The sequence below is a fragment of the Variovorax sp. OV329 genome, assembly GCF_900114785.1.
Taxonomy (GTDB): domain Bacteria; phylum Pseudomonadota; class Gammaproteobacteria; order Burkholderiales; family Burkholderiaceae_C; genus Variovorax.
The window spans coordinates 35,342-56,485 of the sequence record NZ_FOUG01000022.1; the positions used below are offsets into that span (position 1 = coordinate 35,342).

At 67.1% G+C, this 21,144-nt stretch carries 28 protein-coding genes; 13 read left to right on the forward strand and 15 right to left on the reverse strand.

Annotated features, from left to right (window positions below):
- The first annotated feature begins 80 nt into the window (after positions 1–80).
- Positions 81–1,583: a nucleobase:cation symporter-2 family protein gene (locus BM345_RS26130; protein ID WP_093385757.1), complete on the forward strand. Its 1,503-nt coding sequence runs from the start codon at positions 81–83 to the stop codon at positions 1,581–1,583.
- A 26-nt stretch (positions 1,584–1,609) separates the two neighbouring features.
- Entirely contained in the window at positions 1,610–2,644 is a 1,035-nt protein-coding gene (locus tag BM345_RS26135) for a BMP family protein (protein ID WP_093385759.1), read from the forward strand.
- A gap of 1 nt (position 2,645) precedes the next feature.
- On the opposite strand, the gene BM345_RS26140 is transcribed toward BM345_RS26135, so the two are convergent.
- From BM345_RS26140 to BM345_RS26170, 7 genes are all read right to left on the reverse strand, one after another.
- The gene (locus tag BM345_RS26140) at positions 2,646–2,849 is read right to left on the reverse strand and encodes a hypothetical protein (protein ID WP_093385762.1); all 204 of its coding nucleotides are present in this window, start codon (positions 2,847–2,849) and stop codon (positions 2,646–2,648) included.
- An 87-nt stretch (positions 2,850–2,936) separates the two neighbouring features.
- Positions 2,937–3,155 (reverse strand): hypothetical protein, encoded by a 219-nt coding sequence (locus BM345_RS26145; protein ID WP_093385764.1) that lies wholly within the window; start codon positions 3,153–3,155, stop codon positions 2,937–2,939.
- A complete protein-coding gene (locus tag BM345_RS26150) occupies positions 3,148–3,711 on the reverse strand; it encodes a DNA-3-methyladenine glycosylase I (RefSeq protein ID WP_093385767.1) in 564 nt (187 codons plus the stop codon). Before BM345_RS26150 ends, BM345_RS26145 begins: the two co-directional genes overlap by 8 nt.
- A complete protein-coding gene (locus BM345_RS26155) occupies positions 3,704–4,099 on the reverse strand; it encodes a nuclear transport factor 2 family protein (RefSeq protein ID WP_093385769.1) in 396 nt (131 codons plus the stop codon). Before BM345_RS26155 ends, BM345_RS26150 begins: the two co-directional genes overlap by 8 nt.
- 38 nt (positions 4,100–4,137) lie before the next feature.
- Positions 4,138–4,482: a DUF1161 domain-containing protein gene (locus BM345_RS26160; RefSeq protein ID WP_093385772.1), complete on the reverse strand. Its 345-nt coding sequence runs from the start codon at positions 4,480–4,482 to the stop codon at positions 4,138–4,140.
- The gene (locus tag BM345_RS26165) at positions 4,479–4,964 is read right to left on the reverse strand and encodes a DUF2127 domain-containing protein (protein ID WP_093385774.1); all 486 of its coding nucleotides are present in this window, start codon (positions 4,962–4,964) and stop codon (positions 4,479–4,481) included. Before BM345_RS26165 ends, BM345_RS26160 begins: the two co-directional genes overlap by 4 nt.
- 114 nt (positions 4,965–5,078) lie before the next feature.
- Positions 5,079–5,945, reverse strand: a complete 867-nt coding sequence (locus tag BM345_RS26170; protein WP_093385898.1) for an aldo/keto reductase — start codon at positions 5,943–5,945, stop codon at positions 5,079–5,081.
- A gap of 117 nt (positions 5,946–6,062) precedes the next feature.
- Between BM345_RS26170 and BM345_RS26175 the strand changes: the two genes are divergently transcribed.
- The 3 genes from BM345_RS26175 to BM345_RS26185 are packed head-to-tail and all read left to right on the forward strand — an operon-like array spanning position 6,063 to position 8,698.
- Positions 6,063–6,980 (forward strand): dihydrodipicolinate synthase family protein, encoded by a 918-nt coding sequence (locus BM345_RS26175; protein WP_093385777.1) that lies wholly within the window; start codon positions 6,063–6,065, stop codon positions 6,978–6,980.
- On the forward strand, positions 6,977–7,681 hold the full coding sequence (locus BM345_RS26180) for a FadR/GntR family transcriptional regulator (protein ID WP_093385779.1): 705 nt from the start codon (positions 6,977–6,979) through the stop codon (positions 7,679–7,681). The genes BM345_RS26175 and BM345_RS26180 overlap by 4 nt, the downstream gene beginning before the upstream one ends.
- A gap of 33 nt (positions 7,682–7,714) precedes the next feature.
- Positions 7,715–8,698 (forward strand): Bug family tripartite tricarboxylate transporter substrate binding protein, encoded by a 984-nt coding sequence (locus BM345_RS26185; RefSeq protein WP_093385782.1) that lies wholly within the window; start codon positions 7,715–7,717, stop codon positions 8,696–8,698.
- Positions 8,699–8,748: 50 nt separating this feature from the next.
- Here the strand turns inward: BM345_RS26185 and BM345_RS26190 are convergent, their stop codons facing one another.
- Positions 8,749–9,396, reverse strand: coding sequence for a bestrophin-like domain (locus BM345_RS26190; protein WP_139237618.1), 648 nt, complete (start codon positions 9,394–9,396; stop codon positions 8,749–8,751).
- 309 nt (positions 9,397–9,705) lie between these two features.
- Between BM345_RS26190 and BM345_RS26195 the strand changes: the two genes are divergently transcribed.
- The 4 genes from BM345_RS26195 (at position 9,706) to BM345_RS26210 (ending at position 12,765) form a co-directional block, all read left to right on the forward strand.
- Positions 9,706–10,020 (forward strand): ArsR/SmtB family transcription factor, encoded by a 315-nt coding sequence (locus BM345_RS26195; RefSeq protein WP_093385787.1) that lies wholly within the window; start codon positions 9,706–9,708, stop codon positions 10,018–10,020.
- 3 nt (positions 10,021–10,023) lie between these two features.
- Positions 10,024–10,491, forward strand: coding sequence for an SRPBCC family protein (locus BM345_RS26200; protein WP_093385789.1), 468 nt, complete (start codon positions 10,024–10,026; stop codon positions 10,489–10,491).
- Between the two features lie 14 nt (positions 10,492–10,505).
- Entirely contained in the window at positions 10,506–10,925 is a 420-nt protein-coding gene (locus BM345_RS26205) for a GFA family protein (RefSeq protein WP_093385792.1), read from the forward strand.
- Positions 10,926–10,998: 73 nt separating this feature from the next.
- Positions 10,999–12,765, forward strand: coding sequence for a DUF6798 domain-containing protein (locus BM345_RS26210; RefSeq protein ID WP_093385794.1), 1,767 nt, complete (start codon positions 10,999–11,001; stop codon positions 12,763–12,765).
- A 27-nt stretch (positions 12,766–12,792) separates the two neighbouring features.
- Here the strand turns inward: BM345_RS26210 and BM345_RS26215 are convergent, their stop codons facing one another.
- The 6 genes from BM345_RS26215 to BM345_RS26240 all read right to left on the reverse strand — a co-directional run bounded on the left by BM345_RS26215 (position 12,793) and on the right by BM345_RS26240 (position 17,849).
- Complete coding sequence (locus BM345_RS26215; RefSeq protein ID WP_093385797.1) at positions 12,793–13,329, reverse strand: GNAT family N-acetyltransferase; 537 nt, start codon at positions 13,327–13,329, stop codon at positions 12,793–12,795.
- Positions 13,330–13,339: 10 nt separating this feature from the next.
- Positions 13,340–13,954, reverse strand: a complete 615-nt coding sequence (locus BM345_RS26220; protein WP_093385799.1) for a helix-turn-helix domain-containing protein — start codon at positions 13,952–13,954, stop codon at positions 13,340–13,342.
- Positions 13,955–14,031: 77 nt separating this feature from the next.
- Complete coding sequence (locus BM345_RS26225; protein WP_175545159.1) at positions 14,032–15,027, reverse strand: Bug family tripartite tricarboxylate transporter substrate binding protein; 996 nt, start codon at positions 15,025–15,027, stop codon at positions 14,032–14,034.
- Positions 15,028–15,091: 64 nt separating this feature from the next.
- Positions 15,092–15,973, reverse strand: coding sequence for an isocitrate lyase/PEP mutase family protein (locus BM345_RS26230; protein WP_093385804.1), 882 nt, complete (start codon positions 15,971–15,973; stop codon positions 15,092–15,094).
- Positions 15,974–16,038: 65 nt separating this feature from the next.
- Entirely contained in the window at positions 16,039–16,575 is a 537-nt protein-coding gene (locus BM345_RS26235; protein WP_093385807.1) for a LeuD/DmdB family oxidoreductase small subunit, read from the reverse strand.
- Entirely contained in the window at positions 16,572–17,849 is a 1,278-nt protein-coding gene (locus BM345_RS26240) for a 3-isopropylmalate dehydratase large subunit (RefSeq protein ID WP_254790014.1), read from the reverse strand. The genes BM345_RS26235 and BM345_RS26240 overlap by 4 nt, the downstream gene beginning before the upstream one ends.
- Positions 17,850–18,012: 163 nt before the next feature.
- On the opposite strand from BM345_RS26240, the gene BM345_RS26245 reads away from it, so the two are divergent.
- The 3 genes from BM345_RS26245 (at position 18,013) to BM345_RS26255 (ending at position 20,373) form a co-directional block, all read left to right on the forward strand.
- A complete protein-coding gene (locus BM345_RS26245) occupies positions 18,013–18,834 on the forward strand; it encodes an IclR family transcriptional regulator (RefSeq protein WP_254790015.1) in 822 nt (273 codons plus the stop codon).
- A 113-nt stretch (positions 18,835–18,947) separates the two neighbouring features.
- Entirely contained in the window at positions 18,948–19,181 is a 234-nt protein-coding gene (vapB, locus tag BM345_RS26250; RefSeq protein ID WP_093385814.1) for a type II toxin-antitoxin system VapB family antitoxin, read from the forward strand.
- A gap of 172 nt (positions 19,182–19,353) precedes the next feature.
- Positions 19,354–20,373: a serine hydrolase domain-containing protein gene (locus BM345_RS26255; RefSeq protein WP_175545160.1), complete on the forward strand. Its 1,020-nt coding sequence runs from the start codon at positions 19,354–19,356 to the stop codon at positions 20,371–20,373.
- 57 nt (positions 20,374–20,430) lie between these two features.
- On the opposite strand, the gene BM345_RS26260 is transcribed toward BM345_RS26255, so the two are convergent.
- Positions 20,431–20,778 (reverse strand): hypothetical protein, encoded by a 348-nt coding sequence (locus tag BM345_RS26260; RefSeq protein WP_093385818.1) that lies wholly within the window; start codon positions 20,776–20,778, stop codon positions 20,431–20,433.
- Between the two features lie 147 nt (positions 20,779–20,925).
- Between BM345_RS26260 and BM345_RS29895 the strand changes: the two genes are divergently transcribed.
- On the forward strand, positions 20,926–21,135 hold the full coding sequence (locus BM345_RS29895) for a hypothetical protein (RefSeq protein WP_139237619.1): 210 nt from the start codon (positions 20,926–20,928) through the stop codon (positions 21,133–21,135).
- Positions 21,136–21,144 lie beyond the last annotated feature (9 nt).

Here is a 21,144-nt window from a genome sequence, read left to right on the forward strand (position 1 = left end):
GATTTGTATACAGTTTCGCGTACAGAACGTGTGGGCACTGGTCCATCCTCCCTTGTCATCCCAGCCAGGAGAAAAAGCCAATGACGGCTGCCGCCACCTCCCCTGAAGCCCAGACGGGCGTCCACCCGGTCGACCAGCGCCTGCCCATGGGCAAGCTCACGGCCCTGGGCCTGCAGCACGTGCTGGTGATGTATGCCGGCGCCGTGGCCGTGCCGCTCATCGTCGGCCGCGCCCTCAAGCTCAGCCCGCAGGAAGTCGCCCTGCTGATCTCCGCCGACCTGTTCTGCTGCGGCATCGCCACGCTCATCCAGTCGATGGGCGCCACGCAGTGGTTCGGCATCAAGCTGCCGGTGATGATGGGCGTGACCTTCGCCTCGGTGGCCCCCATGGTGGCCATCGCCAATGCCAACGGCGGGCACGGCGGGGCGCAGTTGCTCTTCGGCTCCATCATCGGGGCGGGCATCATCTCGATACTGATCGCGCCGGTGGTGAGCCGAATGCTGCGCTTCTTCCCGCCGGTGGTCACCGGCACGATCATCCTGGTGATCGGCGTGAGCCTGATGCGCGTGGGCATCAACTGGATCTTCGGCAACCCGGTGGGCCCCACGGCCCCGGCGCTGGTGGACCCGGTCTACGCCAAGTGGCTGGCCGACGTGACCTCGCCCGGTTCGGCACTGCCGCCCATTCCGAAGGGCATGGCCATCGTGCCCTCGGTGCCCAACCCCAAGTACGCCGACCTGACCGGCCTGGGCATCTCGGCGCTGGTGCTGGTGTCCATCCTGCTGATCGTGAAGTACGCCAAGGGCTTCATCGCCAACATCTCGGTGCTGCTGGGCATCGTGATCGGCGGCGTGGTATCGGCCGTGATGGGCCTCATGACCTTCGAGAAGGTGGCGCGCGCCGACTGGTTCGACGTGGTGCTGCCCTTCCACTTCGGCATGCCGCAGTTCGACCCCATCCTGATCCTGACCATGACGCTGATCATGATCGTGGTGATGATCGAATCGACCGGCATGTTCCTGGCGCTGGGCGAGATGACCGAGCGCAAGATCAGCCAGCAGGACCTGGCCCGCGGCCTGCGCACCGATGGCCTGGGCACGCTGATCGGCGGCGTGTTCAACACCTTCCCCTACACCAGCTTCTCGCAGAACGTGGGCCTGGTGGCCGTCACCGGCATCAAGAGCCGCTATGTCTGCGTGGCCGGCGGCGTGATCCTGGTCGTGCTGGGCCTCCTGCCCAAGATGGCGGCGCTGGTGGAGTCGCTGCCCACCGTGGTGCTGGGCGGCGCGGGCCTGGTGATGTTCGGCATGGTGGCTGCCACCGGCATCCGCATCCTGGCCGGCGTGGACTTCAAGACCAACCGCAACAACCCGATGATCGTGGCGGTGTCGATCGGCATCGGCATGATTCCGCTGATCGCCCCCAACTTCAAGCAGTGGATGCCGCACTCGATCCACTCGCTGGTGGAGTCGGGCATCCTGCTGGCCTCGGTGGCGGCGGTGCTGCTGAACCTGTTCCTCAACGGCGCGAAGCACGACGAGGCGGCGGTGATCGCGGCGGCCAAGCAGGCCGAGGCGCATTGAGCTCGCATCGCACGACTTCCAGCGCCATGGACCGCCCCCTGCTCCCCGCATCGCTTTCGCGCCGGCACCTGCTCGCCAGCGCCTGTGCATTCCCGCTGCTGGCCGCCTGCGGCTCGACCACCACGCGCAAGCCTTCGGAACTGAAGGTGTCGGCGCTCTTCGCCGGCAACGTGGCCGACCAGGGCTTCATGGAGGCTGGCTGGCGCGGCCTGCAGAGGGCAGGCACCGAACTGCGCGTCAAGACCCGCTACATCGACGGCATCCAGCCGCAGAAGGCGCTGCTGGTGCAGGCGCTGGAGGAACTGGCGAAGGAGCAGCCGGACCTGGTGGTCGCCCACGGCGGACAGAACAACGAGGCCTGTGCCGAGGTGGCCGCACGCCATCCCGGCACCCGCTTCGTCGTCACGCAGGGCGCGGTGCGCGGCGCCAACCTGGCCAGCTACGACGTGCTTCAAGAAGAGTCGGCCTACCTGGCCGGCGTGCTGGCCGCATCCACCACGCGAACCGGCGTGGTCGGCCACATGTCGGGAATACGCGTGGTGCCTGGACTCAAAGGCCGCGCCGCCTACGCAGCGGGGGTGCGCGACACCAGTGCCAAGGTGCGCCTGCTGACCAACTTCTCCGGCAACCAGGACGACAACGCGCTGTCGCGCCGGGTCGCGCTGGCGCAGAGCCAGGCCGGCGCGGACGTGATCTTCACCATGCTCAATGCCGGACGCGATGGCGTCACGCAGGTCTGCCGCGAGCAGGGCCGGCGCCAGATCGGCAACGTGGGGGACTGGGTGGCGCGCGACCCCAAGGTCTTCGTCGGCTCGGCCATCGCGGACGTGAGCGTCGGCGTCTTCGAGTCGGTGCGCGACCTGCAGGCCGGGCGTTTTGCCGCCAACGAGATCCACAGGATCGGCCTGGCCCAGCGCGAGGCCGTGCGCCTCACGATGGCGCCCGACGTTCCCGCCGATGTGCGCAACCGCATCGAGCGCGTGGCGGCCGAGATCGCATCGGGCCGGCTGCACGTGCCGACCACCTTCGACGGACCCGAGTTCGCCACGCCGGCGGCGTGAGTTAGCTGGCAGGCGCCGCGTGGCGCCTTATCTCGCTGTGCAGTGCGGCCTGGCCGGAGGCCAGTGCTTCTTCATAGCTGTCGGCCGGATCGGGCGCCATGCGCAGCACGCGCGCATTGCCGCCCTGGTCATCCGTGAGCAGCAGGCGCCAGACGAAAGAGCCGGGTGCCGGCTCCACGACGAGGAGTTCGATGGGCTGTGTCATGAACCCAAGATGGTCGCTTGTGGGCAGACTGTCTGTAGGAGAACACCTCAGGCGTCTTTCGCCGACGTGACAGCCGCCGGCCGGCCATCATTCGTCCAGGAATCCGCCCCGGTAGAAACTCCAGGCCGTGCCGTCATGCAGGTAGAAATGGCCGTCGGCGCAGAAGTCCTTGCCCGGGAAGTATTCGCGATAAGCCTTGGGCACCAGGCGCTCGAGCTGCTCGTCGCTCAGCTCCTCGAACTCCTCGGGCGTGATGGGCTGGCCCACGCGGAGGCGGCGGCGGGGTGTGGCGTCGTCGTCAAACATGGTGCTTGAAGCAGCCCTTCGTGTGGTCGTCCACGATGCCCACGGCCTGCATCCAGGCATAGACGATGGTGGGCCCCACGAACTTGAAGCCGCGCTTCTTCAGCGCCTTGGAGATGGTCTCCGATAGCTCGGAGCTGGCCGGCACCGTGTGGCCATTGCCGCGCAGCACCTTGCCGCCGGTGAAGGACCAGCAGTAGGCGTCGAAGTCCTCGCCATCGGCCCGCATCTGGTTGAAGATCTTCGCGCCCTGGATGGTGGCCTCGATCTTGGCGCGCGAGCGGATGATGCCCGGGTCTTCCAGCAGGCGCAGCACGTCCTTCTCGCCCATGCGCGCCACGCGCGCCGGGTCGAAGGCGTGGAAGGCCTTGCGGAAGGCCTCGCGCTTCTTCAGCACGGTGATCCACGACAGGCCGGCCTGGAAGCCCTCCAGCATCAGGCATTCCCACAGCGCGCGCGGATCGTGCTCGGGCACGCCCCATTCCTCGTCGTGGTAGGCCTGCATCAGCGGGTCGCTGCCGGCCCAGGCGCAGCGTTCGCGCGCCTTCGCCTCAGCCATTCGCAGACCTGGCCTGCAGCATGGCCGCCATCTTCTGGTGGATCAGGTTGACCGCCTTCAGCGGCCGCAGCATCACCTTGAAGTCGGTGATCTCGCCCTGCTCGTTCCAGCGGATCATGTCGACGCCGTTGACATGAACGCCGTCGAGTTCCAGTTCGAACTCCAGCACCGCGTCGCGGCCCTGGCGCACGTCGCGCACGTAGCGGAAGCTCTCGTTGCCCAGCACCTGCAGGGCAGCCGCGAGGTAGGCCTTGGTCACGGCCCGGCCCGCCTGCGGGGTGTGGACCACCGGCGAATGGAAGACCGCGTCGGGCGCCAGCAGTGTGTCCAGTGCCTTCAGGTTGCGGTCCTTCACCAGGTGGTGCCAGGTGTCGATGGGGTCGGTCATGGGTCTCCTCCAGTGTTGGTGTGTTGTTCGTTCTGCGCTCAGGGCTTGCAGTTGCCGCCCACGCTCACCGAGCCGTCCTTGCACTCGGTGATGATCGGCTGGCTTTTCGCCCGAGGCGCGGGTGCCGGTGCAGTGCCGGGCGAAGACGCGGTGCCGGTGCGCTCGTACATGATCTTCTTCGTTCCCAGCTCGCAGCTGCCGACCACGCGGCCGCCGGCCGGCGCGTCGGCTTCCACCACGCTGAGCACGAAATCGTTGACGCCGGAGGCGCGCACCTTGGCATCGATCTGCGCCTTGATCGCATCGCAACCGGAACTTTGAGCGTGGCCGGCGCTGCCCCATGCCAGAAGCAGCGCTGCCGAAATCGTGGCAAGGGTCTTCATGCCTTGGACTGTAAACCCCTGCGCTTTCGCACCAGGGCGTAGAGCATGAGGGCGACGATCGCCAGGTTGGCCACCAGCATGCCGGCGTGCAGCAGCGTGCGGTGCTCCCAGAGGCCCATGATCTCGAAGGGTACGTAGATGGCACCGCTGAGCGCGGCCAGCATCTCTGCCCAGCTGCGCGCGAACAGGAGGCCGAAGGCCTCGACGAAGCGCAAGGCCGCATAGCATGCGGCGCCGCCGGCCAGCACCAGCAGGCGCGTGTTCTGCAGGTCGCTGGCCGCATCCAGGAAGATGTGCGGGTAGCGCGAGGCCGGGTTGAGGTGCGCATGCGCAATCAGCGACAAGGCCACGTCGTACACGCCCTTGTGCCGCAGCGCGATCACGCCCGTGCCCACCAGCAGCACCAGCACGCCCTTGGCCGCCTCGAAGAAGGCGACCAGGCGGACGGCACTGTCGACTGCCTTGTTGGCCGGCGCCGTCATGCGGGCTGCAGTTCCGCGGGGCCGCCGCAGCCACGGCTGGCTTGCACCTCGTACGCTTTCGCGCTGCTGCTGTTGGCGAAGGCGCTGACCCGCATGGTTCGCGATTCCATGCCTTCAGATCATCGCCAGCGGATGCTTGCGCCGCGGCGGCGGATGCAGGCGGTCGATCTCGGCCAGCACATCGGCACCCAGAACGAGCTGCGATGCCGCCAGGTTCTGTTCGAGATGCGCCTTGCGCACCGTCTTCGGAATGGCCACCACGCCGGGGCGCGACAGCACCCAGGCCAACGCCAGCTGCGCGGCGCTCACACCCAGGCCCCTGGCGATCTTCGCCAGGCCGGCATCGCGCATCACGGCGCCCTGGTCCACCGGGCTGTAGGCCATGAGCGGCATCGACCTTGCCTGCAGCCAGGGCAGCAGGCTGTACTCGGGGCCGCGCTCGCTCACCGAGAAGTAGACCTGGTTGGCCGCGCAGTCCAGCTGGCCCTCGCCACCGCAGGCGGCCGCCAGCTCCTCCATGTCCTCGGTGTCCAGGTTGCTCACGCCCCAGTGGCGGATGCGCCCGGCCGCCACCAGCGCACGCATGCCGTCCACGGTTTCCTCGAGCGGAAACTCGCCGCGCCAGTGCAGCAGGTACAGGTCCAGGTAGTCCAGCCCCAGGCGCTCCAGGCTGCAGGCGCAGGCAGCGGGCAGGCCCTCGCGGCCGGCATTGTGCGGATAGGCCTTGCTGACGATGAAGAGGTCCTCGCGCTCGACGTCGCCGGCGCGCACGGCCTGCGCAATCGCCTCGCCCACCAGTTCCTCGGCAGCGCCTTCGCCGTACATCTCGGCTGTGTCGATGAGGCGGTAGCCCATGCCGATGCCGGCCCGCAGCGCGGCCAGTTCGGCCGGGCGCTGGCCGCGATCCTCGCCCATGCGCCAGGTGCCCATGCCGAGCACCGGAATGCGGGCTGCGCTGCCGCGCAATTCAAGCGTGTTCATGCGCGGCAATGCTAGACGAGCCGGCGTGTTCGCGCACGGGCTTCCTCAGGGCTTGCCCCAACTCGGTCAAGCCAATAACTCCGATAATATGACTTTTCGTTCACAAACGAGCCCATCATGTCCAAGTTCAAGCCCGAGAGCTTCCACGGCATCCACGCCATCGCCTACGCCCTCTTCGACGCGCATGAGAAGCTGGACCGTGAAGCCATGCGCCAGCAGGTGCAGCGCAGCCTGGCCTGCGGCGTGCACGGCATGGCAGCGCTGGGGCTGGCCACCGAGGTCTCCAAGCTCAGCGAGGCCGAGCGCCGCACGGTGATGGACTGGGTGGCCGAGGACACGGCGGGCCAGGTGCCCTTGGCCCTGACCATCTTCGGCTCCTCGGTGGCCGAGCAGGTGGCGCAGGTGCGGCATGCCGAATCGGTGGGCGCCGACTGGGTGATCCTGCAGCCGCCGGCGGCCGGCAGCTTCGGCGCCGCGGAGTACATCCGCTTCTTCGGCCGCGTGGCCGAGTCCACAGACCTGCCGGTGGCGATCCAGAATGCGCCCGCCTTCTTCGGCAGGGGGCTGAGTGCAGACGAGATCCGCGAGCTGGTCACGCGCTATCCCAACATCCAACTGCTTAAGGGCGAAGGGCCGGTGGTGGACATCGCGGGCCTCATCGAGCGCACCGAGGGCCGCGTGCCGGTGTTCAACGGCCGCGGCGGGCTGGAGCTGGTGGACAACCTGCGCGCGGGCTGCCGCGGCATGATCCTCGCGCCCGACTGCATCGACTACGCGGTGCGCGCCTACGAAGCCTTCCGCAGTGGAGACGAGGACACCGCCGAGCGCGAATACCAGGCCATGCTGCCGGCGGTGGTCTTCGTCATGCAGGGCATCGAGAATCTGCTGTGCTACGGCAAGCGCCTGTTCGCCGAGCGCGCGGGCCTGCAGGTGCACGACCGCGCGCCGGCCATGCGTCCCAACGATGCGGGCCTGGCGATGGTGCGGCGCTTCGCGCAGGCACTCGGTCCGCTGCCGGTGGCGTCCCCCCGATGAGCAGGCCCTACGACCACGGCGGCGAGCGCGGGCTGCCCGCGCAGATTGCCGGGCGCATCGGCCGGCGCATCATCCAGGGCGAACTCAAGCCCGGCGACACCCTGCCCAAGGAGACCGACCTGCTGGCCGAGCTGCAGGTCAGCCGCAGCACGCTGCGCGAGGCCTTCACCCTGCTGTCGAGCAACGGCTTCATCGAGGCGAAGCAACGCATCGGCACCCGCGTGCGGCCGCCCGAGCGCTGGAACACGCTGGACCCGATGGTGATCGCCTGGCAGAGCGAGTCGGGCGACCCGGCGGCGCTGGCGCAGGAGCTCTTCGAGATCCGCTTCGCCATCGAGCCGCTGGCCGCGCGCCTGGCCGCGCAGCGCGCCCGGCCCGAGGACATCGCGCGCATCCGCACCGCGCTGCACACCATGGGCGAGGGCCACCAGAACCCGCAGCGCGCGATGCAGGCCGACATCGATTTCCACATGCAGGTGATCGCCGCCGCGCACAACCGCTTCCTGATGCCGGTGGGCTCGGTGATCCGCGCCGCGCTGGAGATCAGCGTGCCGCGCACCTTCGAGAAGTTCGGCGGCATGGACCGGTCGATGGCCATGCACGCCGACATCGCCCGCGCCATCGAGCAGAGCAAGCCCGAGGCCGCGGCGCGCGCCGCCACGCGGCTGCTGGAAGACACCTACCAGCGGAATTTCACCTAGAGCCAACCCGCACACATAACAGGAGACAAGCGCATGAAGCAACGACACACCGGCACCTGGAACCGCCGCCGCATCCTCCAGTCCATGGGCGCCGCCGCGCTGCCATGGTCGATGCCGGCCTTCGCCGACGAGTACCCGAGCCGCCCCGTCGAACTGGTGGTGCCGGCCTCGGCCGGCGGCGGCACCGACGCGCTCACGCGCCTGTATGCCGAGGTGGCCAAGAAGTACATGCCGCAGCAGCCCTTCGTGGTGAACAACAAGCCCGGCGCCAGCGGCGTGATCGGCATGAGCGACGTGCTCGCGAGCCGCCCCGACGGCTACAGGCTGTGCATGGTGATCGCCGAAGTCACCACCCTGCCCAACCTCGGCCTGGCCAAGTTCGACTACACGAAGTTCGAGCCCATCGCGCGGCTCAACGCCGACCCGGCCGCCATCACGGTGCGCGCCGACGCGCCCTGGAACACGCTGGAAGAATTCCTCGCAGCCGCGAAGAAGCAGCCCGGCGAGGTCAAGCTGGGCAACGCCGGCAACGGCTCGGTCTACCACCTGTCCGCCATCGGCCTGGAGGACCGCGCCGGCGTCAAGTTCAACCACGTGCCCTACTCCGGCGCCGCGCCGGCCGTGGTGGCGCTGCTGGGCGGCCACATCGACGCGCTGGACGTGAGCCCGGCCGAGGTCGGCCAGCACGTGCTGGGCGGCAAGCTGAAGATGCTGGGCATCATGGCCGATGAGCGTATTCCCGCCTTCGGCAACGTACCCACCTTCAAGGAGCGCAAGCTCGACCTGGCGCTGGGCACCTGGCGCGGCCTGGCCGCGATCAAGGGCACGCCCAAGCCGGTGATCGACCTGCAGCGCGAGGTGGCGCGCAAGACCTCGGAAGACCCGGCCTTCAAGGAAGGGCTGGCCAAGCTCACGCTGGGGCAGGCCTACCTGGATGCGCCGCAGTTCGCGCAGGCCATGCAGCGCGACCACGAATACTTCGGCCAGCTCATCCAGAAGAACGGCATCAAGGTCTGACGGCCAGCGGCGGGACTTGGGGGATGGTCACGGTGAAGGCATGAAGGTCTTCAGCTTTCCAGCGCCGCGGCCGCCCGCGCCAGCGGCTCGGTGGAGACGCCGACCAGGCCCGAATAGGGTGTGTCGAGTTCGATGACGATGGCCACCGCGCAGGCGAAGGCCAGTGCGCAGATGTCCAGCGTGATGTTCACCGTCAGGTTGCTCACGTTGAAGATGCCCAGGCCCAGGTAGATCAGGATCACCCAGGCCACCACCACCGTGAGCAGCACGGCGGGAATGGAGCTTTCGTTGCGCTCCACGATCAGCACCCGGTCGTGCGCGATCTCGCTGGACAGCTGCATGGCGCGCGCCTGGTACCACTTCTGGGTGTCGTCCTGAACGGGTAGCGCCAGCACGCTGTGTTGCAGCTGCGTGAGCGAATGCAGGTTGCCCATCAGCTCCGTCGGGGGATCCACCGCGCGCTTGCGGTCTTCCACGCGTGCACGCACGCTCTCGAACAGCACGCGCAGCTGTGCGCGGCATTCCTTGGCGCCGTCCCCGAAACCCACCAGCGCGCGATCCAGCAGCACCACCGTGGAGGCGATGCGCAGCAGTTCGGTCTGGCGGTCGTCGAAGGAATGCTTGGCCGAAGTGATCATCAGCCCCAGCACCCAGCGCCAGCAGCGTGGCCAGCATGCCGATGCCCACGTGCGCCGCATGCCGGGCCTCGGAAGTGAGGTGCCCCACCGGCAGGCGGCGCGCAAGCCGGTTGCCGATCCGGAAGGCGGCAATCGACGCGGCGAACAGGAAGATCAGTGCCCAGGGGGATGTCATGGCGATGGCTCCCGGCGATGGCAACGGATGGCGGCCCCTCTGGAAGAGCAGCCGGATCGTAGGGGCGCATTGTGCGGGCAAGTTGAGCCCCGGTGCCATGGCTTTCCCCAGCGTCCCACACGTGTTGCCGACAGCCCGCTTGACATGCAGGTATTTGCCTGCATATCATGCCCTCAGCTCACGAAACGCAACGGATGGACGCTGACAAGGTTTTCAAGGCGCTGGGCGACCCGACGCGCCGACGGCTGCTCGACCTGCTATGCGAGAAGAACGGCCAGACGCTGGGCGAGCTCTGCGAGCACCTGGACATGACGCGGCAGTCGGCCACGCAGCACATCGGGCTTCTGGAGGCGGCCAACCTGGTCACCACCGTCTGGCGTGGCCGGGAGAAACTGCATTTCATCAACCCGGTGCCGCTGCACGAGGTCTACGAGCGGTGGGTGCGCAAGTTCGAACGGCAGCGGCTCAGCCTGCTGCACGACCTGAAGAAAGAACTCGAAGGAGAGTGAGAGATGAACCAAGAGAAGACCAGCTTCGTCTACGTGACCTACATCCGCTCGACACCGGAGAAGGTGTTCGAAGCCATCACGAAACCAGAGATCGCGCGGCGCTACTGGGGCCACGAGAACGTCTCCGACTGGAAGCCCGGCTCGGGCTGGGAGCATGTGCGCGCCGACGCGCAGCGCACGGTCCAGTTGGTCGGCAAGGTGGTCGAGGTCGCGCCGCCGACGCGCCTGGTCATCACCTGGGCGAATGCATCGCAGGCCGAGGATCCGGCCGGCTACAGCCGCGTGAGCTTCGACGTCGCTCCCTACGACGGCATGGTGCGGCTGACCGTCACCCACGACGAACTCGAGGCCGGCAGCGGCATGGACAAGGGCATCCAGCAAGGCTGGCCGATCGTCCTGTCCAGCCTCAAGTCACTGCTCGAAACAGGACAAGGCATCGACGTCTTCGCCAAGCCGAAGTCGGCTGCCTGAACCAGGAACCGTCCATGAACCAGCCCTACACCGGCGGATGCGCATGCGGCGCGATCCGCTACGCCACCCGCCACGCGCCCCTCTTCCAGAATCACTGCCAATGCCGCGACTGCCAGCGGCGAAGCGGCACTGGACACGGATCCTGGCTGACCTTTCCCGCGCGCGCCGACATGGAGATCAGCGGCGAGGCAACGCACTGGGAAGTGGCAGGCGACAGCGGCAACGTGAAGATCCACGCTTTCTGCCCGGTGTGCGGAACGCCGGTCTTCCTGCGCTTCGCCGCGATGCCGGAAATGATCGCGGTCCCCGCTGGCAGCCTCGACGAGCCGGGCCGCTTTGCGCCGCAGGTGCTCACCTACGGTGTCCGCGGGCTGGCGTGGGATCCCATCGATCCCGCGCTGCGGGCCTTTGACCGGATGCCGCCCACCGCCTAGTCGCGCAGGCCGGGGAGGTTCGGCAGACATACTTTCGGTATGCTTGAAATCCCGTCCTCCCAGGAGTCTCTCGATGAATGTTGGCTACTCTCAGCGGCAACGCCTGGGCATCGGCATTGCGGCGCCCGGTAGCCCGTTCGCCCAGCAGTTGCTGCTCTCCTGCCTGTTCGTCGCTGCATCCTTCGCCGTGAATGGCTACCTGTTCGGCGGTGCCGATCACGCCGTCCATTTCGCTTTCATCGAGCGTGCACTGCACCCCGACTTTCTCGTCGGCGACCCACTGGTCGATCGCGCGCAGTTCCACCCGACCCTGCTCTGGCCGGCCATTGCCGCCCTGATGCATGTGGCGCCCCTGGAATGGATCTACTTCGCGCTTCAGATCGCCTGCACGGCCCTCATGTTTTCAGGCGTCGCCGCCCTTGCGCGTGCGCTGTCCCCCCGTCAGGTCGCCGGGCTGGCCGGACTTCTCGCGGCCTGCATGGTGCTTTTCGTGCGCTTCTCGAGCGCGGGCCTGGCCAGCTTCGACGTCATGGTGCTCAACCGCAGTCTCTCGCTCGGCCCGCTGCTTTTCGCGCTCGGGCTTGCTGCGCAAGGCCGATACCGCGCCGCGTTCCTGCTGGCCGGGCTGACGTTCAACATCCATCCCACGACGGCCGCCCATGGCGCGATCCTGGTCTGGTTCGCGGCCGCCTTCAGCCCTGCGCGTCTCGTGAATGCGTTGAGGGAGCCCTTGTGGTTCCTTGTAGGCGCGGCCCCACTCCTCGTGATGATGGCGTTTACCGGCGGTGCCAGCGGCGTTCCCCTCCATGCGCCCAAGGAGTGGCTGGACGCACAACGGCTGCTGCTCTGGTTTCACCACTTCCCGTCGCTCTGGCCCCGCAGCTACTGGATTGCCCTGCTGCCGCCCCTTCTTGCGATCGCCATCAGCCAGCGCGCGAAGCCGGACCGCGTCGTTCTTGCCTACCTGTGCGGCATCGTGGCGGCCTGCGTGGCCGGCTACGTCGGCGTGGAGGTTTTCGGCATTCCCGTCGCGCTCCAGCTTCATCTGCAAGAGACCTTGCGCTTCCTGCCCTACCTGGCTGCGGCATCACTGGCCTGCTGGGCCGCCGCCGCGTGGAACACGACAGGCAGGCTTCGCGCGATCGTGGCCGTGAGCGCGCTGGCGCTGGACCAGGTGCTGACTTATCCCGACGGCTATTCGATCGCTTCCACGGCGTCGTTCTGGATCCTGCTTGTCGTGCTCGGGCTCGAGATCCTGCGCCCTCGAGAGCGTCGTCGGGAGACCCCGCCGACGCCTCAGCCGTCGCTGCGGTGGGTCGTCGGTGGACTGCTGATGGCCTCGGTCGCGGGGCACCTGTACCGGCATGTCCCCATTTCTTCGTCGTACGAGTCCTACTACGAGAACAAGATCACCACATGGTCCCGGGCCAACCTGCCCGCGGATGCGGTGGTGGCCATCCCGCCCTATTACTACATCGGCCACGCCCCGCTGCTGAACTTCCGCTGGGCGGCCGAAAGACGGGTTCTGGGGTCCTTGAAGGACGGCGGCGAAACCACCTTCAGCCTGTCGTACTTCGAGGAGTGGCGCCACCGCATCGAAGACGCGATCGGCCATCCGCTGGACTTCAAGGTTCCCGATGACTTTCGCAACCACAGGAACGACTGGATCGAACAGGCCGTGGCCGACTATGGGACGGCCGACGCGGCACGCTTCGGGATGCTTGCCATCCGCTACGGGGTGACGCACGCCATCACCGAGATCGGCGCAGCGGTGCAGCCGGATCTGCCGATCCTCTACCAGGATGAGCGCTACAGGATGTACAAGGTCATGGCACCCTGAAGCAGCGCCGCGGCGTATCGGGCGGGGTCAACCGTCCACCGGATCGACAGGCGTGTCCAGCAGCAGTTGGTAGAAGGCGGCATCGAGCCACCGTCCGAACTTGAAGCCCACCTGCGGCAAGGTGCCCGAATGCGTGAAGCCAAGGCCCTTGTGCAGCGCAATGCTTCCTGCGTTGCTGGCATCGATGCAGCCCACGATGGCGTGCAGATTGGCAGCGCGGGCCCGCCGGATCAACTCGCCGATCAGGATCCTGCCCAGCCCCTGCCCCCGATGCTCGTGATGCACGTAGACGCTGTGCTCTACCGTGTACTTGTAGGCGGGAAAGGCTCGAAAGGTTCCGTAGCTCGCAAAGGCGATCAGCTTGCCGCTGCCGTCGACCGCGCCCACGACCGGAAAGCCGTTGGCGTTCTTCGCCGCGAACCAGCTCTTCATCGCTTCCGGCGGGCGCGGCACATAGTCGTACAGGGCCGTCGAGTTGGCGATGGCCTCGTTGAGGATCGCCAGGATGGCGCCGGCGTGCTCTTCTTCACTGCAGTCGATCAGCTGGATGGCTTCGCTGTTCATCTCGGTGTCCCTATCGAAAAAGATGCATGACCGCCTGGTCGCACAGAGCGACCAGGTACTTCGCGGCCTGCGTCGACGGATTGCTGTAGATCAGCGGGCGATCGAGCCTCAGCGCAAGGCAGTCGCCGGCTTTCAATGCGAAGTGCCGCTCGCCCAGGGTGATCTCGATCTGTCCTTGAATCACCCAGACCTGCTGTTCAATCGCGGGCCTGCGATCGCTCGATTCGTAGGCCACCCGTGCCCCCGCCGGGAAATGCACCTCCACCAACTGGATGGGTGTGGGCCAGTTGGGCGGCGAGAGATTGCGCCGGAGGTAGCCCGACTCCGGATCCTTCCAGATGGGCTGGTCGGCACGATGCGACAGCGGATGCTGCTGCGCGGACTTGTCCGGCCCGAACAGCGTGGCCATGGCGACCCCGAGGCCGGCTGCGAGCTTCTCGAGGACCGCGGCGGTGGCACTGGTCTCGCCGCGCTCGATGAGCGAGATCATGGACTTGCTCACCCCGGACCTGGCGGCGAGCGAGTCCATCGTCTCGGCTCGCGCAGAGCGAAGGTCCCGCACCCGCCTGGCAATCCGGGTGTTGATGTCCTCTTCAGGGACAGCTTGCGCAGCCGGATCTTTCATGATGGACTGATTGTCCAGTATCCTGGACCCACCAGCAAGCCACGCAGTCCGGCCAGAGGTCGTGGGGTGACCCTTCTTCAGTCGAGCTGCAAGCCCGCCGCCTGTGCGGCCTTGGGCAGCACGGCCAGTTCACGCTTCAAGACTTCCGCGAAGGCTTCGGGCGTGTTGCCGGTGGAAGGCGCGACGCCGCCGAGTTCGTTGAGCCGCTTGCGGAAGGCCGGCTCGGCGACGATCTTTGCGATCTTCTCGTTCAACAGCTTCACGACCGGCGCGGGCGTCTTGGCCGGCGCAACCACGCCGAACCACACATCGAAGTCCACCCCGCCAGCCACGCCTTGTTCGGTGAGCGTGGGGATGTCCGGCCACAGCTCGGAACGGCCATTGCGCAGCACGCCGATGGCGCGCAGCTTGCCCGATTGCACGAAGCTGCGCGCGTCGCCGGTGCCCAGCAGGCCCCAGGTCACCTCGTTGGCCATGAGTGCCTGCACCAGCGGCGCGCCGCCCTTGTAGGGCACGTGCACGAAGTTGCTGTCGGCATGCGCATTGATCGTTTCCGAGGCCAGGTGCGACAGGCCGCCCGCGCCCGCCGAGCCATAGGGCAGGCCGCCCTTGCCGGCCTTCTTGCCCGCGGCCAGCAGTTCCTGCACGTTCTTGTAGGGCGAATTTTCAGGCACCACCAGCAGCAGAGGCGCCAGCGACACCTGCGCAACCGGCACGAAGTCCGAAGCAGCGAAGCCGGCCTTCTTGTAGATCACCGGGTTGATCGACAGCATGCCGGTGAGCGTCATCGCCAGGGTGTAGCCGTCGGCACCGCCCTGCAGCACCGAGGCCATCGCGATGTTGCCGCCAGCGCCTGGGCGGTTGTCGACCACCACCGGCTGGCCGAGTTCCTCCTGCAGGCGTGGCGCCAGCATGCGCGCCGCCACGTCCGTGGCACCGCCGGCCGGATAGGGCACGACCATCCGGATCGGCTTGGTCGGGTAGGCGCTGCCTTGCGCCACAGCCGCGCCTACGATACCCAGCGCCAGGAACCCGGCCACGGCGACGCGGCCCAGAAGTTTGAAAGTACGCACGCTTGCTCCTGATTGTTTTGAACGGGAAAGGGGTTGCTTGGTCGACGAGGGAGTCGGAACGCTCTCAGCGCTTGGCGCCGACTTCGTAGTGCGCCTGGCGTTCCTCCAGGGCGTGCCAGCCGATGATGTCCTTGAAGGCCGCCATGGTCGTCTGCTCGAAGGGCAGGTCATCGAAGTTGCCGCTGCGTCGCTGCGCCAGCACCTGCAGGTTGGCGCGCACCGCGTGCACGGTGCTCAGCAGGCCCGCGATGGGATAGGTGGCGAAGGCCGCGACGTTCTCGATCTGCGTGCGGCTCAGCCCGGTCATCCAGGTGCCGGCCATGAGCTGCAGCGACAGGCGACGGCCGCAGGTCTCGCGCATCTGCACCAACTGCTCGTAGCTGCTGAAGGTGCGTGAAATGGGCTGGATCAGGTCGGCGCCCGCCTCGGCGTAGCGCGCGGCGCGCTCGAGGGCCTCGCCTGCGTCCATGGCGTCGGTGCGCGCCACGATGAGCAGGTCCGCATCCTGGCGCGCATCCACCGCGGCCTTGATGCGTGCGATCGCCGCATCCATGGGCACGACGATCGACTCGGTGGCCGCGGCCGGGCAGCGCTTGGGGCTGACCTGGTCTTCCAGCGACAGGGCCGCGACACCGGCCTTCTCGAACTCGCGCACGGTGCGTCCCACGTTCAGCACGTTGCCGTAGCCGGTGTCGGCGTCGGCGAAGACAGGCTTGCGCACCACGTTGACCATGCGGTTCACGGTGGCGACGTTCTCGCTCAGCGTGTAGAGCTCCATGTCCGGCTGGCCGAGCAGCGCAGCGGAGATGCCGAAGCCGGTGCTGAAGATGCCGTCGAAATCCGACTGGTCCACCAGCAGTGCCGACAGGGCGTCCTGTGCGCCGCCGAACCAGAAGGTGGGGCCGTGGGTGATGCGCTGGCGCAGGGCCTGGCGTGGGGTGGTCATCGCGATTCTCCAGTTGAGCGTGCCCTGGCCGTGGCGGGCCTGGACACAGGTGGTTGTGAGAGCTGTCAGGCCGCGCGCGCCTGCGCGTTTTTCTCTTCAGCGAAGCGCGCCTTCAGGTAGGGGATGAGGCCGCCCGCATCGAGCATGCCGCGCTCGGACGAAGAAAAGGGCTGCAGCGGCAAGCGCTGGCCGCTGCGCGCGTTGCTCACCTCGCTGGCGTCCCAGTTCACGTCCAGCTCGTCGCCCCGCTCGGCCGCGGCAAGAATGCCGGGACAGCTGACCAGCGGGAAGCCCATACTCATCTCGCCGCGGAAGAAGCCGGGCGAGAAGGACTCCGCTATCACGCAGGAGATGCCCAGGTGCCGCATGGCGCGCATGGCCGGATAGTGCGGGTGGCCGTAGCCGAAGTTGCTGCCGCCCACCAGCAGGTCGCCCTTGCGCACGCTGCTCGCGAAGCCGGGCATGTAGTCGGACATCGCCAGCGCGGCAAGCTCCTTCACGTCGGTGATCTTGATGTTGCGCACGCCGATGATGAGGTCGATGTCGAAGTCGTCCTCGGCGAAGACCCAGGCCACGCGGCCGCGCAGGTTGACGAGGCTCATGCGGCGGCTCCTGCGGCAGCGGCCGCTTCGGCCAGGTAGGGACGCGGGTCTGCAATGCGCCCTTCGAGCGCGGACGCCGCCACGACTGCGGCGTTGCAGATGTAGATCTCCGAATCGACGCTGCCCATGCGGCCCGGGGTGTTCAGCGTGCCGGTGGACACGGCGCGCTGGCCATCGCTCATGGTGGCGATGCGGCCGAAGCAGTAGTCGCAGCTGGGCGAGCTGATGAAGGCGCCCGCCTCCACCAGGACTTCGATCAGGCCTTCGCGCGCCGCGGCGGCCATGATCGCCTTCGAGGTGGGCACCACATGCAGCTGGAAGCCCGGCTGGATATGCCGGCCACGCAGAACATCGGCGGCCACGCGCAGGTCCTCCAGGCGGCCACTGGCGCACGAACCGAGGTAGCCGGTATGCACCTCCAGGCCGACGTGGTCCTTGAGGTCGCGCGTATTCGCCGGGCTGGGCGGAACCACCACGATGGGCTCGAGCGAGGACACGTCGATCCTCACGACCTGCTCGTAGACGGCGTCGGGATCGGGATGCACCGGCTCCAGGGCCACCTTCGAGCGGCCTGCCACATAGGCCATCGTCTTCGCGTCGGGCGCAATGAGCATGGTGGTCGCGCCCAGGAACATCGCCTGGCCGCAGATGGTCTGCCGACCCTCGATGCTCATCGCGTCGATGACCGGGCCGCAGATTTCCACGGCCTTGAACCGGCAGGACGCCGGCCCCATGACGCGCACCATGTGGTGGAACACGTCGCGCGCCATCACGCCGGGCTGGAGCGTGCCCAGCAGCTCGACCTTCACGGTGGCTGGCACGGTCATGGTCACGCGCTCCGTCACGAAGGACTCGATCACGCCCTTGCGCGCCCCGAAGGCGAAGGTGCCGAAGGCGCCCAGCTGGCTGACATGGCCGTCGAAGTGCACGACGAAGGCGCCCGGCGTGGCATAGCCCAGTTCAGCCGAGACCTGGTGGCCGATGCCTTCGCGCTCGTACACCGGCACGCCCTGCTCCTTGCCCCAGGCGCGGGTGATCTTGTGCAGCTCTTCCTCCTTGGGCGCCGCGGCCGGGACCATGTGGTCGATGAAGAGCACGAAGCGCTCGGGGCTGGAGACTTTCTCGATGCCGAAGTCCTCGCGCGTCTCCTTGAAGAACACGTCGGTGTAGCCGGGGAAGTCGTAGCTGATCACGAAGTCCGGGCGCGCCGTGACCTCGTCTCCCGGCTTCACGCTCTGCCTGCCGCAGGCGCGCGCCAGTATCTTTTCCGTCATCGTTTGGGGCATGTCTGCGCTTCCGTTTCAACTTCCACGATGTGGTTGTTGATCAATCTCGATTGCCCAAACTATAGTGACGGCTCCTATGACACCGTTCGGGTGCAACCCGGATTACTGCCACACTGTGGAAACTAAAAGCAGAACACCCCGCAAGCGCGCCTTGGCCCCGGACGAAACCGCGGCACCACCGCCCCAGGACGAGTCAGGCGCCAGAAGCGGCACGCAGAGCATCGAGCGGGTCGTCGGCATGCTGCGGGTGATTGCCTCCCGCGGACGGCGGGGCATGCGCATCGCGGACGTCGTGAGCGTCAGCGGGCTGCCGATGTCCACCTGCTTCCGGATGCTGCAGCGCCTGGAGCTCGAAGGCTTGGCCATTCGCGACCCGCTCACGCGCAAGTACCACCTGGGTCCGCTGCTCTACGAACTCGGGCTGCTCGCCGAACCGGGCTATCGCCTGAGCCAACTGTGCGAGGGCCCGATGCGCGTGATCGCCGACCTGACGCAGGACACCGTGTACCTGAGCGAGCGCCGCGGCGTGGAATCGATCTGCACGAGCCGTGCCCTGGGCGACTACCCGATCAAGGCGCTGACGCTCGACGTCGGCATCCGCCGTCCCATGGGTGTGGGCGCGGGCGGGCTGGCGATCCTCGGCGCGCTGCCCGAAGCCGAGGCGGCCGAGGTGCTTGAAGCCAACGGCGCGCAGTACTCGAAGTTCGGCGAGTTCGACCCTGCATTCCTGCAGGCGGCGGTCGCCGAAAGCCGCAAGCGGGGGTACTCATTCCTCGACAGCGCCGCGACCCCGGGCACCGCGGCCGTGGGCGTCGCCTTCCCGCCCAGGAACCCCGTCGCCGCCATCAGCGTGGCCGCCATTTCCACGCGCCTGGGGCCCGAGCGCCGGGTCGAGGTGGCGAAGATCATCCAGAAGCAGGTGCGGGCGATCTGCGGCTTGCTGGAATCGCAGGGGTCCAGGTCGGCTTTGTAGCGTTTCGGGCTCGCACGGTCAGTTCAGAACTGAAGCAGCGAGCATCGCCGCAAGAGAAGCGATCGTGGTCCCGCGCACGATTGGCATATGCTCAAGCCCGGAGGGACACTTGCATGGCCATCGGAACCGTATTCGTCACCAAGCGAACTCAAGCAGTCCGCCTCCCCTTTGACGTGCGTTTGCCTGAGGGCATCCACAAGGTAGAAGTGCGAGTTAGGGGCAACGAGCGCATCCTCGTGCCCCTCGGCAAGACCTGGGACAGCTTCTTCCTCCAAGACCCCTGTCTCAGCGACGACTTCCTGCCCGACCGCGCAAACCAGCACCAATCAGCCCGGGAACTGCTCTGATGCCGCGATACCTGCTGGACATCGACTTCGTCATCCACGTGTTGAACGGTGTCCCAACGAGGTACTCGCTACTTTCAATGCGAACACCAGCAGCATCGCAATCTCCGCTGCCGGCGGGACGCTTGCGGCCATTAGCCCAGGCGCTCGTCAACCGATGATTCGAGCCCGAAGCATGAAGTCGAAACCGAAGTTGCGCTCGCGCTGTGCGTTGCTCGCCTTGGCGCTGGCATGTTCGTCCAGTGCATTCGCCCAGTGGCGAGCCTCCACTTCCCAGGAGCAGTCTCTGGATGCCCTCGCCTTCCAGGGCATCGAGCAAGCCATCGGCGAGGACTTTCCGGACGTCCAGAGCGTGGTTGTCGCCCTGCGGGGTCGCCTGGTCTTCCAGTACTACCGCGATGGCAATCCGGAGAGCCTTCGGCAGGTCCAGTCCGTGGCCAAGAGTGCGCTGTCGACGCTCGTCGGCATTGCGATGCAGCGCGGGCATATCAAGAGCCTGGACCAGCCCGTGGTGGAACTCCTGCCGCAGCTGCTGCCGCTCAACACAGACCCCAGATCCCGCGACATCACGCTTCGTCATCTCTTGACGATGACAGCAGGCTTCCCAGTCGACGACCCGACGGGCACTGCGCCGGCACTCGCCGTCCAGGCCGGCTGGGCGCGGCCGATCTCGAGCAGCCCCGGAACCGTGTTCGCGTACGACAACACAGCCGTCAACACGGTGGCAGAGATCCTCAGGAAGACGACCGGCATGCCCGTGCCTGACTTCGCTCGCCAGCAGCTGGTGACCCCTCTTGGCATGGCCGAGCCGTCCTACCAGCGCGGCTTGAGCATGCGAACGCTGGACATGGCGAAACTGGGCCAGTTGGCACTGCAGGACGGCCGCTGGGGCGAGATGCAATTGCTCTCGCCATCCTTCGTCGCGGATGCGACCACTGCCCGCAACGCGGGCGGGAAGCCGGTTGCGCTGCCTTATGGCCTGATGTGGTGGGTGGTGCCATCCAAGGCGCCACGACCCACATTCCTGGCCAGCGGCTTCAGCGGCCAGTTTGTCTGGGTGTATCCCGGCATGCAGATGGTGGTGGCGACGACCTCGACGGTTTCGATGGGCGCCCAGGAGCGCGGCCAGGCGCTGCAGCTCATGCGCACCCGGCTCTATGCGGCTGCGCAGAAGCGCGAAACAGGGACGCCATGACAGCGGTCGGGCCAGGAGCGGGCGCCCTGGAAGCAGCAGCGGACGCGCGCGCGCCGGCTACGCGCCAAGTCCGACGATGACGAACGCAATGGCGACGTCGACGAGAACGGCCACAGCAAAGGTGGAAAGCGCGAGCGCTGTGAATCTGCAGGCGCCAACGGAACCATCGGGTCTGGACAGCGAGATACCAGGCGATGGCTGAAACTGCGAGCAGCCCCGAAATGACGGGATGACCCACTCGGCCAAGCGCAGTGGCAAGCGCGATGCCGACGACGAACGGCGCCGCAAAAAGGCATTGGAGGAAGAATGGACGACGCAGCGCCACAGCGTCCGCGGATAGAACAGCAGCCACGTCATCTCATAGAGAAGCTCTTCGACCGAGCGGATGAACTTGAGAAACTCCATGGACGCCTCGTGAAGTCTGCACGTTGGCCGATTATGAAGCGCGCTTCGGACCGCGGGAACCAGTCCATTCGGACGGCGACGTGCGGCGGTGCGCCTGGCACGATGCAGACCTGCAAAACCTTGTCGTTCACTACGACCCGAGAGCAAATGGCCTATTCGATCCAGTCCACCGTCAACGAGCTGATGGCAAGCGACAGCGCCAAGGCGATCGTCGACAGGTACCTGCCTGGCGCTTCGTCGCATCCCCGGATCGCCTTGGCTGGCGGGATGAGATTGGCCACCGTCGCGCAGTTGGCCGGAAATCTGCTCCCGCAGGAAACGCTGGACAAGATCGACGCAGAACTCCGGTCCCTGTAGGTTCAGCGC